Genomic DNA, 12471 nt, shown 5'->3' on the forward strand with positions numbered 1-12471 from the left:
GCCATGACTGAGCTGAAGAACAACGAACGCGACCTGTACCTGTTCAAGGTGCGGCTGTCGCTGCTCGGCGCCCTGGTCTTTGTCTGCTTTGCCTGCCTGCTCGCGCGCTTCGTCTGGCTGCAGGTGATCAAGCACAACGACTATGCCGCGCAGGCCGAGGACAACCGTATCGCCATCGTGCCGATCATGCCCAACCGCGGCCTCATCCTGGACCGCAACGGCGTCGTCCTCGCGCGCAATTACTCGGCCTATACGCTCGAGATCACGCCGTCGAAGCTGCATATCCCGCTGGACGAGATGATCGACCAGCTGTCAACGCTGGTCGAAGTGACGCCGAAAGACCGGCGCCGCTTCCGTAAGCTCATGGAGGAATCGAAGAACTTCGCCAGCGTGCCGCTGCGCACCCGGCTGTCGGACGAAGAGGTGGCCCGCTTCACGGCGAACCGCTTCCGTTTCCCCGGAGTGGAAGTGCAGGCGCGCCTGTTCCGCAACTATCCGCTGGGCGAAGTCGCGTCGCACGTGATCGGCTTTATCGGCCGCATCAACCAGAAGGAGAGCAAGGTCATCGAAGCATCCGAGGATGCGGCCAACTACAACGGCACCGACTACATCGGCAAGGAAGGCCTGGAGAAAAGCTACGAGCGCCGGCTGCACGGCGTGACGGGCTATGAGGAAGTGGAAGTGTCGGCTGGCGGCCGGGCCATCCGCACGCTGTCGCGCACCGCGCCCACGCCTGGCAGTAACCTGATTCTGTCGATCGATATCGAACTGCAGAAGATCGCCGAGGAGGCGTTCGGCGAATGGCGCGGCGCGCTGGTCGCCATCGAACCGGAAACGGGCGACGTGCTGGCCTACGTTTCGCGCCCCGGCTACGACCCGAACCTGTTCGTCGACGGCATCGACGCGCAGAGCTGGAACGAACTGAATACGTCGCTCGACCGTCCCATGGTGAACCGGCCGCTGTCCGGTACCTACGCGCCAGGGTCCACCTTCAAGCCGTTCATGGCGCTGGCGGCACTGGAACTGGGCAAGCGTACCGCCAGCCAGTCCATGTTCGATCCGGGCTTCATGTACCTGGGCACGCACAAATTCCGCGACGATAAAGTGGGCGGCCACGGCACCGTCGACCTGCGCAAATCCATCGTCGTCTCCTGCAATACCTACTACTACCAGCTGGGCCGCGAAATGGGGATCGATTCGATCCACGACTTCATGAAGCCCTTCGGCTTCGGCCAGAAGACGGGCATCGACCTGGAAAACGAGAAGACGGGCGTGCTGCCGTCGCAGGAATGGAAGCGGGCCCGCTACAAGAAAAATCCGGCGGCAGGTCGCTGGGTCGGCGGCGACACGATCTCCGTCAGCAACGGCTCGGGCTACAATTCGTACACGCCGCTGCAGATCGCCCACGCGGTGGCCAACCTGGCCAACAACGGCATCGTCATGAAGCCGCACCTGGTCAAGATCATCGAGGACGGCGGCACCAAGGCCCGTACCCTGACGGTGCCGAAGGAAAGCTACCGCATCCCGCTGCAGCAGAAGAACATCGACATCATCAAGGATGCGATGGTGGGCGTGACCAGTGAACCTGGCGGCACGGCCTACGGCGTGTTCAAGAACGTCGGCTACACGGTGGGTGGCAAGACCGGTACGGCGCAGGTGGTCGGCATCAAGGCCAACGAAAAGTACAACGCGGCGTCGCTGGCCGAGCGGCTGCGCGACAACTCGCTGTTCACGGCATTCGCGCCGGCGGACAAGCCGAAGATCGTGCTGGCCATGGTCGTCGAGAACGCCGGTTTCGGCGCCGCCGTGGCCGCGCCGATCGCCCGAAAGGTGCTCGACTATTGGCTGCTGGGCAAGCGGCCGACGGAAAAGGAAACCACGCCGGTGCCGAAGGAGGATGCCGAAGTGCTGGCCCCTGTCGAAGGTCCGGCCGCGGAAGAGGAAGCGGCCATCGCGCTGGAGCAGCGCGCGGCCATGCAGGGCGGCCAGGTGGGCGTCGCCGCGACGGCGGCGCCAGTGCCGCCCGGCGTGACGACGCCGCGCCCGGCCGCGCCGGCGAAGCCGCAAGCCCCGGTCTCCCCGGGACTGATCCCGGAGCGGCCGAAAACGCCGGCCGCGCCCAAGGTGACGCAACCGAACGTGCTGGCACGCCCGCCTTCCGAGCAGCCCGCGCCCACGGCCATTCTGCCGGCGCGGCAGGCACCGCCGGCGCGTGCGCCCGTCCAGCAACCGGCGGCCCAGCCGCCGCGCAACAAGGAATAATATGCGCATCAATGAACGACGCTCGCTGTGGCGCCGCCTGCGCCCGTACGTGACGGTGTTCGATCCCGCGCTGACGACGGTGCTGATCGTGCTGCTGACGACCAGTCTCGTCACGCTGTACTCCGCCAGCCTGGGCATCCCCGGCAAGATCGAGGACCACCTGCGCAATATCGCCATGTCGTTCATGGTGATGTGGGTTGTGGCGAACATCTCGCCGCAGAACATGATGCGCGTCGCCGTGCCGGCATACGTCGTGACGGTCCTGCTGCTGGTCGCGGTGGCGCTCGTGGGCACGATCAAGCTGGGCGCGCGGCGCTGGCTGCACATCGGCGTCATCGATATCCAGCCATCGGAGTTTGCCAAGCTGGCCGTACCGCTGATGCTGGCGTGGTACTTCCAGCACCAGCAGGGCCAGTTGCGCTGGCATACGTACGCGATCGGCGCGGCGCTGCTGCTCCTGCCCGTGTTCCTGGTCGCCCGCCAGCCCGACCTGGGCACGGCGCTGCTGGTCGTGGCGGCCGGCTTCAGCGTGATTTACCTGGCCGGCCTGCCATGGAAGGCGATCCTCGCGCTCGCGGGCGCCGGTGCCGCCAGCATGCCGGTGGCATGGTCGATGCTGCACGACTACCAGCGCGAACGCATCATGACGCTGATCGATCCGACGACCGACCCGCTGGGCAAGGGTTTCCACATCCTGCAGTCGATCATCGCCATCGGCTCCGGCGGCATCATGGGCAAGGGCTGGACCCGCGGCACGCAGGCCCACCTGGAGTTTGTCCCCGAGCGCACCACCGACTTCATTTTCGCCGTCTATTCCGAGGAATTCGGATTGGCCGGCAACCTGTTCCTGATGCTGCTGTATCTGCTGCTGATCGGGCGCGGCCTGATGATCACGGCCAATGCCCCCAATTTATTCACCCGCCTGCTGGCGGGCGCTACCACCATGATCTTCTTTACCTATGCATTCGTTAACATGGGGATGGTGAGCGGCATCCTGCCCGTCGTGGGCGTGCCGCTGCCGTTCATGAGCTATGGCGGCACGGCCGCCCTGACCCTGGGCGTCGCTTCAGGCATCCTGATGAGTGTCCAGCGCAACCGCAAGCTGGTGCAGACGTGACGGGCCGCCGCATCAATCGGGCCGGCAGTTGCGCGCTGCTGGCCGCACTTCTTGCGCTGGCCGGCTGCGGCACGGGCCCCGGCCTGATCGCACTGCCCGGCGCGCCCAAGGTCAAGCCGAACAAGCGCGAGCCGGGCGTGCCCGATCTGCCGCCGGCCAATTCGGGCCGGGGCGGCTACTACAAGGACGACGGCCCGGGCGACGATCCGCCCCCGAACCTGATGCAGACACCGGATGCGGAAGTGCGCAACGATCCGCCTCTGCCCCGTTCCAACCGTCCCTACGTGGTGTTCGGCACCACCTACACGCCGATCCCCAACGACCAGCCTTTCACGCAGCGCGGCATGGGCACGTGGTACGGCAAGAAGTTTCACGGCCAGCGCACGTCGTCCGGCGAACTCTATGACATGTACAAGATGTCGGCCGCGCACCCGACCTTGCCGATTCCTTCGTACGCCCGCGTGACGAACCTCAGCACGGGCAAGACCGTGGTCGTGCGTGTCAACGACCGCGGCCCGTTCCACTCCAGCCGCGTGATCGACGTGTCGTACACGGCCGCGCTGAAACTGGGCCTGCTGGGCAACGGCAGCAGCCAGCTGGAGGTCACCCGGATCATGCCGGACGAGATCGACCGCATGGTTGCGGCGCGCAAGGCCGGTAGGCTGATCGCGTCGGTCGAGGGGCTGCCCGTCGCGGCACCGGGACCGATGCCGGTGCTGTCCGCCTCGACAGGGCCGGACGATATCGAGAATTTCGTGCTGGCGCTGGGCACCGCGCCGGACAAGGCGGCCCCGGAAGCAGGCGGCTACTACTTGCAACTGGGCGCGTACTCGCGCGAGGAAAGCGCCGCTTCCATGCGCGAGCGCCTCGCCAGCGCCACGCGCGGCAGCGATTTCTCGGTCGTGCAGGCGGGCAGCGTGTATCGCCTGTATGGCGGGCCGTTCGGCAGTCGGGAGGAAGCGGCAACGGCCGCGGCGCGGCTGCCGTCGGCGCTGCGCCTGAAACCCCTGATCGTGCAGCGGCAGGTGAACTAAAAAAACACTGGGTACAGGTGACTGTCCCCAGTGTTTACTCGGAAACTACCGGCAACCCCGCACCTGCTGCTCCGGAAACTTCGCCGCAATCCGCTCGATTCGCGCACGCGCATCGGCATCGATTTCGCGGAACTGGAACAGCATCTGCTTGCTGGGCGAGTAGCGGGGCGCGACGCGGGCAGCCGTGACGCCTTGTTTGGCGAGGGCTGCCAGCAGCGTCTGCGCGGCCGTTTCCGCCTTGAAGACCCCATCGAAATGCCGTTCTTCTGCGGCCCATCCGGGATGATGTAGAAGTTCGCGATGTCTTTCGCCTTCAGCTCCGCCGCGCGCTTTTCGGCCGTTTCGCGGTTCGCCGCAGGCGGGATCATTACCATATAGCTCGATACTTCCTGACCCTGCACGTTGCGGCGTGCCTGACGGTCGCCCAGCTCCAGCGATGCCAGTTGCGCTTCGAACCGGCGCGCGTCGACCAGGCCGAAATTGCCGACTTCGATGCAGGCGACACTTGCCGCTTGCGCCGGAGCCGGGGCCGGGGCCGGCGCTGGCTCCGGCGCGGCCTCAGCCAGCGCAAGGGCCCGTGAGGCAGGTATCACCGTCAGTGCCTTGGCGTTCAACTGATTCTTCAGGCGCGCCGGCTCGTGTTCCTCGCTGTCGAAATGGCCCAGGTAGCCCTGACCGTACGCGAACAGCGCGGCATTCACGCCCAGCAGCACTCCAAAACAGATCTTCAGCACGCGTTCTCCTCCGCCCGCACAACCGCTTGCAGCCCGATCATGACGAGATTGTCGACGTGGCGCAGCGTGCGCCCCAGGTCCGGGCCCAGCGTCGGCACGATGTACTGCGCGGCGCCACCCGATATCACGCATTCTACGGCGCCGTGCCGGGCAAAGGCGCGCTCGATGGCGCCGGTCTGCGCGGACAGGCAGCCGGCCAGGATGGCATCGTCGGTGTTATCCGCGAACGGCGAACGCAGCGTGGCGCCCGGCGCGATCTGCGGCAGCTGCGCCGTGTTGCGGGCCAGCGAGCTGGCCATCAGACCCAGCCCCGGCAGGATCATGCCGCCGATGAAGGTGCCGTCGGCGCCGACAGCATCGATCGTCGTCGCCGTACCGCAGTTGGCGACGATCAGCGGGCGGCCCGGCGCGAGCGCGCGCGCGCCGATGGCCGCGGCGAACCTGTCGCAGCCCAGTTGCGCCGGATTGCGGTAGCCGTTGACGAGTCCAGCGCGTTCGGCGGACGACGCAAACCATTCCACCTGCGCCGCAGGCGCGGCGATGTCCAGCGCAGCTTCCAGCCGGGCGCGCACGGCGGCGCCGGCCACGTTGGCCGCCAGCACGCGCGTGGGCATGGCCGACGCGAACGCAGCGAGCCATTGCGCTTCCAGTCCGGCGGCGTCGGCATGCGCGACGGCACCCTGCGCCAGCCAGCTTCCAGTCGATGCCGTTACCGCCCACTTGACGCGCGTGTTGCCCGCGTCGACCAGCAGCCACGTCGTCATTGCGCAAGCCTCAGCGAGACGTCGCCGGACAGCACCGCGACGAGGCCGGCCGGCGTGTCCAGCAGCAGGCGGCCCTGATCGTCCACACCGGCGGCGCAGCCATGCTGCACGACGACGTCATGGTCCAGGATGTTCACAGGCTCGCCGCGCCAGCCCTGCAGCGCGTTCCACCGTTCGGTAAACGGCGCGAATCCGGTATCGTCGAATTCGGCCAGGACGGCCGCCAGACGGCTCAGCAACTTGGCCATCAGCACGTTGCTGTCCATCTGCGCCAGCCATGGGGCCGACGCGACGGGCCGGCCGACGGCCGCCTCCAGTTCATCCGGCAGCAGCAGGTTGATGCCGCAGCCGATCACGGCCCAGATGGCGCCGTCGGCCGCGGCCTGCGTTTCGACAAGGATGCCGGCCAGCTTGGCGCCGTCGCGCATGACATCGTTCGGCCATTTCAGCTGCACGGGCATGCCGAGTGTCGCCAGCGTTTCGGCCAGCGCCACGCCGACGGCCAGCGGCAGCCCGGCCATGCGGTGCAGCGGTCCCTGGAAGCGCCACGCCAGCGAGAATGTCAGTGACGCGCCCGGAGCGGACAGCCACGAACGCCCGGCGCGACCGCGACCGGCGGTCTGCCGCTCGGCGATGCGCAGCACGGGCGCGGCCAGCGCGGGCAGCCGCGCCAGCAGGTCGGCATTGGTGGAACCCGTCTCGGGCACGACTTCGATGGCGATATGCGATGCGCTGGCGGCGCAGCCGGCATGGATGGCGGCCGCGTCGAGGGGCAGGATGGCGGTGTGGTTCATGGCGGGGGAGTACTGGTCTGCTTGCGCGGCTTGTGCGGCGCCCGGGCAAAGGCGAAATCATACAGCGCGTCGGGCAGCATGCGCAGCAGCTTCGCCACGACGCCCATCTGCCACGGAATGACGCGGTAGCTGACGCCCTGCGCGATGGCGCGCGCGGCGCGCGCGGCAAAGACTTCGGGCGCCAGCAGGAACGGCATCGGATAAGGGTTATGGCGCGTCATCGGCGTGTCGATATAGCCCGGCGCGATCGTCACGACGCGGATGCCATGGCGACGCATCTCGACACGCAGCGATTCGCAATACGTCATGACGGCCGCCTTCGAGGCGCTGTATGCGCCCGCTCCGGGCAGGCCGCGAATGCCGGCAACGCTGCCGATGCCGACCAGGGTGCCGGTGGTGCGCTGCGCGCGCATCGCGGTGATGAAAGGGGTGAATGTGGCAACGCTGGCCGTGACGTTGGTGGCGACGATGTCGGCGAACACTTCCAGGTCGTCGCCGCGTTCCGTCAGCGTGCCGTGCGAGATGCCGGCGTTGGCGATGACGATGTCGATGCCGCCCGCATCATCGAGGAAAGCGGCAGCGGCGGCCTGCAGCGCGGCGTGATCGCGCACGTCGACGGCGTACGTCCGGTGCAGATGGGGGTTTGGAAGAGAGGCGGCGAGGGCGTCGAGCGCCTCGCCGCGCCGCGCCAGCAGGCCGAGGGTGGCGCCGGCGCGGGCATACTGCGTTGCCAGCGCCGCGCCCAGGCCGCTGGAGGCACCGGTGATGAAGACGCGTTGCATCAGCTCGCGTATGGTTGCACGCTTACTTCTTCCCGGCGCGGGCTTTGGCGACCAGTGCGTCCAGCACCTGCAGTGTGGCCTGCTGCTGCTTCGCCTCCGTGTCCAGGTCCTTGTTGGCCTGGCCCGTCAGGCTGGGGGAAGCCTGCCAGCGGCCGTCGACGACCAGCAGCGGCCAGTATTCGACCTTGTAGCTCTCCATCATCGCGCCGGCGCGGCGGATCTTGCCGGCCACGCCAAACGAGCGGTACGTCTCAACGAACTTCGCCTTGTCGATGCCGTTCTTGGCGACCCAGTCAAACACCGCTTCGTCGCGGGTGAACTGCTGGCGCTCCTCGTGCAGCGCCTTCAGCACTTTCGGCTGGTACTGGTCCGTCAGGCCCATCGACTCCAGCGTGTAGTACAGCTTCTGCTGCGGCGCCAGGCGCTCGTCGTACGGCACGTGCACGCGTTTGAAGGCGATGTTCTCGCCCTGCTTTTTCACCCATGCCGTCAGCAGCGGGTCGAACGTATTGCAGTGCGGGCACCAGTAGGCGAAGAACTCGATGACTTCGACTTTCTTGCCGGTGTCGGTCGGCTGCGGCGTCGCCAGCGCCTGATAGTCCGCGCCTTCTTTCGGCGCGGTAGGCGAGGCGGCGGCGCCAAAGGCGACAAAGGAAAGCGTGACAGCGGACAGGAACTTTTTAGCGGACAGGATCTTCTTCAGCATGGGCATCGTGCTCCGGACAGGATTATTTCTGGTTGCGGACGACGGCGACGTCGACGCCGTTTTCCGACAGCTTGCCGCGTACCTTGTTCATCGCTTCCACCTGCGTGAACGGGCCGACGCGCACGCGGTGCAGCACGCCGGAATCGGTGGTGCGGTCCGTGACGCTGGCTTCGAAGCCCAGCAGCGCCAGCTTGGCGCGCACGGCTTCCGCGTCGGACGTCTCGCGATAGGCGCCGGCCTGCAGGTAGTACACCCACTTGTCGTCGCCCGGTGCCGATGGCGCCGGCGCTGCGGCCTGCGACGGCGGCGCGGCCGTATTCAGCGGTGCCGGCGCCTTGTGCGGTTCCGTCGGCTGCGCCTGGATCTTGTCCACGACGGCCTGCAGCGGATCGGGGGCAGGCGCCGCCGGCGCAGCCGGAGCGGCCGGCGCGGCGGGATGCGCTTCCTTCTCGAAGCTGCGGTTGGCGTTGCGCGTGGCGTCCCGGTTGCCGTACATCGGCTTGTTGGGGTCCGAGATCTGACCCGTAGCCTCGGCCGGCCTGGCTGGACGCGGCGCCTTTTCCGTAAACGGCGACTGGCCCTTGGTGATCATCAGCGCGACGACGACGGCGATCGCCAGGCCGATGACGAGCCCGATGATGATGCCGACCAGCGTGCTGCCCTGCTGGCGTTGGAACGGGGTGAAGCGGGAGCTTGGTGTCATGGTTGCTTACATCTGGTTGGGCGCGGAAACGCCGATCAGGGCGAGGCCGTTGCGCAGCACCTGGCGCACGGCGACGGCCAATGCCAGACGGGCCAGCTTCAGCGGCTCGTCGTCGTCCAGCAGCCACTTGTGCGCGAAGTAGTAGCTGTGCAGCTCACCGGCCAGCTCGCGCAGGTAGAACGCGACCTGGTGCGGCCCGAGCTCGCTCTGGGCGCGTTGCAGCATTTCAGGATAGGCGGCCAGCTTGGCCAGCAGCCCCGCTTCGTGCGGCGTCGTCAGCGGCGACAGGTCGACCCCGGCCAGCGTGGCTTCGTCGCCTCCCCAGTTGGCGAGGGCCGAGCAGATGCGCGCGTGCGCATACTGGACGTAGTAGACCGGGTTCTCGTCATTGGTGGCCAGGGCCACGTCCACGTCGAACACGAACTCCGTATCGGCTTTACGGGAAATCAGGAAGAAGCGCACGGCATCGCGGCCCTTGGTGATATCGCCGCCGCCGGACCATTCGATCAGGTCGCGCACCGTCACGTACGAGCCGGCACGCTTGGAAATCTTCACTTCGGCGCCGTTCTTCATGACGGTGACCATCTTGTGCAGCACGTAGTCGGGATAACCCTGCGGGATGCCCATGTTCACCGCCTGCAGGCCGGCGCGCACGCGCGCGATGGTGCCGTGGTGGTCGGAGCCCTGGATATTGATCGCCTGCGTGAAGCCGCGCTGGAACTTGACGATATGGTACGCCACGTCCGGCACGAAGTACGTGTACGTGCCGTCCTTCTTGCGCATCACCCGGTCCTTGTCGTCGCCGTAGTCGGTCGTACGCAGCCACAGGGCATCGCCTTCTTCGTACGTGTGGCCGTTGGCGACCAGCGCGCTGACGGCTGCTTCGACCTTGCCGTCCGTGTACAGCGAAGACTCGAGATAGTAGTTGTCGAACTTGACGCCGAACGCCTGCAGGTCGGTGTCCTGCTCGCAGCGCAGGTAGGCGACGGCAAACGCACGGATCGATTCGAAGTCGTCGACGTCGCCGGAAGCCGTGGCGGGTACGCCATCGCTCGCGGCCACGGTTTTCCTGGCCAGGAAGTCGTCCGCGATGTCCTGGATGTAGTCGCCGTTGTAGGCCGATTCCGGCCATGCGGCGTCGCCCGGCTTGATGCCGCGTGCGCGCGCCTGTACCGAGGTGGCCAGCGTCTGGATCTGCACGCCCGCATCGTTGTAATAGTATTCGCGCGTGACGTCGAAGCCCTGCGCCTCGAACAGCGACGACAGCGCATCGCCCAGCGCCGCCTGGCGGCCGTGGCCCACGTGCAGCGGGCCGGTCGGGTTGGCCGAGACGAATTCGAGGATCACTTGCTTGCCGGTGCCGGCATTGCTGCGGCCATACGCGGCGCCCTGTGCCAGCACCGTCTTCACGACGGCCTGCTTGGACGCGTCCGTGACGCGCAGGTTGATGAAGCCCGGACCGGCGATGTCGGCGCTGGCGATCAGGTCCTTGCCGGCCGGATTTTCCAGCAGCGCGGCAACGACCTTCTGCGCCAGTTCGCGCGGGTTCATCTTGAGCTGCTTGGCCAGCTGCATGGCGATATTGCAGGCGACGTCGCCGTGGGCGGCATCGCGCGGACGCTCCAGCACCACATTGGGGGAAAGACCCGATCCGGCGAGGATGGGGGCGAGGGCGGCCTGGAACAGGTCGACGATCTGTTGTTTTTGTTGGGCGAGCATGAGCATGGGGCGGCTTGGCCGCGCAGGTAAGCAAAGAAGGTACAAAGAAAAACATTATACAAGCTTGCCGGGGCCATTTGCGGCCCGGCCGGCGTCCCGGCAATTCGCTGCCTGCGGCACGCCGTGCGCGGAAGGACCGGGCCCGCACTGATACAATCCCGCCTTTAATACCGCATCGCGAAAGAACCGTATGAACAAGCGCCCGACGCTGTCCCTGAAGGCCAAAGCGGCCCCGGCCAAGAAGCCCGCCACGCCGCGTCCACCGCGGCCTGCGAACAGGGCGGATGCCGCGCCGAAGGCCGACGCGGCAGCGCGCCCACCCCAGCCGCCGCGCAGCCCGGACGCGCCGTCCGCTTCACCATGGAACAAGGATGCGATCCGCCACCACAAACCGCGTGAAGGCGTGGGGCGGCCGCCGCTGATGGGCACCGCGCCGGCGCCGCAGGGCGAACGCGGCCTGCGCCCCAGCTACCACCGCGACCTGAAACCGGCGCTGCAGACGGAATTCAAGGCCGAACTGAAGGCCGATTCGCTGGCGTTCGCGCTGCTGGGTGCCGCGACGGCCGTTGTCCAGGTCCGCGGCGGCATGGCGCTGCCACAGGCGCTGACGGGCGTGTTCGGGACGCTTGACGCCACGCCGCAGGGCCGCGGCGCCATCCAGGACATCGCCTACCGTGCGATGCGCCAGCTGGGCCGCAGCGATGCGCTGGTGGGCGCGATGACGGAAAAGGCGCCGGAACCGCTGGCGACGGCGCTGCTGGCCTGCGCGCTGCCGCTGATGCAGCTCGACGCTGCCGGCAACGCACCGTATGAGGCGTTCACGGTGGTCGACCAGGCCGTCACCGCCGCCGGCTCGCATCCCGACACGGCACGTGCCAAAGGCATGGTCAACGCATTGCTGCGCCGTTTCCTGCGCGAGCGCGACGCGCTGCTGGCGTCGGTGGCACGCCAGCCGGTCGCGCGCTGGAACTATCCACAATGGTGGATCGACGCGGCCGTCACGGCGTATCCGCAGGACTGGCAGCGCATCCTGGCTGCCGGCGACGAAGCGCCTCCGCTGACCCTGCGCGTCAACGCGCGTAAAAGCCCGGTGGACGACTATCTGGCCGTGCTGGCCGAAGCGGGCATCGGTGCGCGCCGCATCGGTCCCCATGCGGTGCGGCTGGACAAGCCGATGGGCGTGCACGGCATTCCCGGCTTCGATGCCGGCATCGTCTCGGTGCAGGACGCGGCCGCCCAACTGGCCGCGCCGCTGCTGGACGTGCAGGACGGCATGCGCGTGCTCGATGCCTGCGCGGCGCCGGGCGGCAAGACGTGCCACATCCTGGAGCTGGCCGATGCGCACGTGACGGCGCTCGATGCGGATCCGCGCCGGCTGGCACGCGTGGGCGAGAACCTGGAGCGTCTCGGCCTGTCGGCCACGCTGCAGGCGGCCGAAGCGCAAACGCGCGGCTGGTGGGACGGCGAAGGCTACGACCGCATCCTGGCCGACGTGCCGTGCACGGCCTCCGGCATCGTGCGCCGCCATCCCGATATCCGCTGGCTGCGCCGCAAGGCCGACACGCTCCAACTTGCAACACTTTCGGGCGAAATTCTCGACAATCTTTGGCAGATGCTGCGGCCCAATGGTAAATTGCTGTTCGTGACATGTTCGTTGTGGCCGCAGGAATCCGAGGCGCAGGCGGCCGCTTTCGCGGTGCGCAATGGCGCCACGCGACTCGATGCGCCCGGTCAGCTGCTGCCTGTGGGCGGTGCCGAACAGGATCACGATGGTTTGTTCTACGCGCTTTTCCAGAAGGTCGCGTAACAGATGCGCGCAGGCGCAGCCAGTTAGCGTCCTGTATTTTTGCGCCCTG

The 12471-nt window shown here is 67.3% G+C and carries 11 protein-coding genes; 4 read left to right on the plus strand and 7 right to left on the minus strand.

Going from position 1 to position 12471, the window contains the following annotated elements; all coding sequences use genetic code 11:
- The first annotated feature begins 3 nt into the window (after window positions 1–3).
- Genes mrdA through E1742_RS20115 form a run of 3 tightly spaced genes read left to right on the plus strand, consistent with a single transcriptional unit; the run spans window position 4 to window position 4413 of the window.
- Complete coding sequence (gene mrdA, locus E1742_RS20105) at window positions 4–2262, plus strand: penicillin-binding protein 2 (protein WP_134386922.1); 2259 nt, start codon at window positions 4–6, stop codon at window positions 2260–2262.
- A gap of 1 nt (window position 2263) precedes the next feature.
- Window positions 2264–3379 (plus strand): rod shape-determining protein RodA, encoded by a 1116-nt coding sequence (rodA, locus tag E1742_RS20110; protein WP_134386923.1) that lies wholly within the window; start codon window positions 2264–2266, stop codon window positions 3377–3379.
- Complete coding sequence (locus E1742_RS20115; RefSeq protein ID WP_229466126.1) at window positions 3376–4413, plus strand: septal ring lytic transglycosylase RlpA family protein; 1038 nt, start codon at window positions 3376–3378, stop codon at window positions 4411–4413. The genes rodA and E1742_RS20115 overlap by 4 nt, the downstream gene beginning before the upstream one ends.
- Here E1742_RS20115 and E1742_RS20120 read toward each other — a convergent pair.
- The 7 genes from E1742_RS20120 to argS are packed head-to-tail and all read right to left on the minus strand — an operon-like array spanning window position 4410 to window position 10615.
- Complete coding sequence (locus E1742_RS20120) at window positions 4410–5147, minus strand: hypothetical protein (protein ID WP_229466128.1); 738 nt, start codon at window positions 5145–5147, stop codon at window positions 4410–4412. The genes E1742_RS20115 and E1742_RS20120 overlap by 4 nt on opposite strands.
- Complete coding sequence (locus tag E1742_RS20125) at window positions 5141–5911, minus strand: type III pantothenate kinase (protein ID WP_134386924.1); 771 nt, start codon at window positions 5909–5911, stop codon at window positions 5141–5143. Before E1742_RS20125 ends, E1742_RS20120 begins: the two co-directional genes overlap by 7 nt.
- Window positions 5908–6705, minus strand: a complete 798-nt coding sequence (locus E1742_RS20130) for a biotin--[acetyl-CoA-carboxylase] ligase (RefSeq protein WP_134386925.1) — start codon at window positions 6703–6705, stop codon at window positions 5908–5910. Before E1742_RS20130 ends, E1742_RS20125 begins: the two co-directional genes overlap by 4 nt.
- Window positions 6702–7487 carry an SDR family oxidoreductase gene (locus E1742_RS20135; protein WP_134386926.1) on the minus strand — a complete coding sequence of 262 codons (786 nt, stop codon included), beginning with the start codon at window positions 7485–7487 and terminating at the stop codon, window positions 6702–6704. The genes E1742_RS20130 and E1742_RS20135 overlap by 4 nt, the downstream gene beginning before the upstream one ends.
- 22 nt (window positions 7488–7509) lie before the next feature.
- Window positions 7510–8193 carry a thiol:disulfide interchange protein DsbA/DsbL gene (locus E1742_RS20140; protein ID WP_229466130.1) on the minus strand — a complete coding sequence of 228 codons (684 nt, stop codon included), beginning with the start codon at window positions 8191–8193 and terminating at the stop codon, window positions 7510–7512.
- 22 nt (window positions 8194–8215) lie between these two features.
- A complete protein-coding gene (locus E1742_RS20145) occupies window positions 8216–8896 on the minus strand; it encodes an SPOR domain-containing protein (RefSeq protein ID WP_134386928.1) in 681 nt (226 codons plus the stop codon).
- Window positions 8897–8902: 6 nt separating this feature from the next.
- Window positions 8903–10615: an arginine--tRNA ligase gene (argS, locus tag E1742_RS20150; protein ID WP_134386929.1), complete on the minus strand. Its 1713-nt coding sequence runs from the start codon at window positions 10613–10615 to the stop codon at window positions 8903–8905.
- A gap of 421 nt (window positions 10616–11036) precedes the next feature.
- On the opposite strand from argS, the gene rsmB reads away from it, so the two are divergent.
- Complete coding sequence (rsmB, locus tag E1742_RS20155) at window positions 11037–12422, plus strand: 16S rRNA (cytosine(967)-C(5))-methyltransferase RsmB (RefSeq protein WP_229466862.1); 1386 nt, start codon at window positions 11037–11039, stop codon at window positions 12420–12422.
- Window positions 12423–12471 lie beyond the last annotated feature (49 nt).

Source organism: Pseudoduganella plicata, assembly GCF_004421005.1.
GTDB classification, from domain to species: domain Bacteria; phylum Pseudomonadota; class Gammaproteobacteria; order Burkholderiales; family Burkholderiaceae_D; genus Rugamonas; species Rugamonas plicata.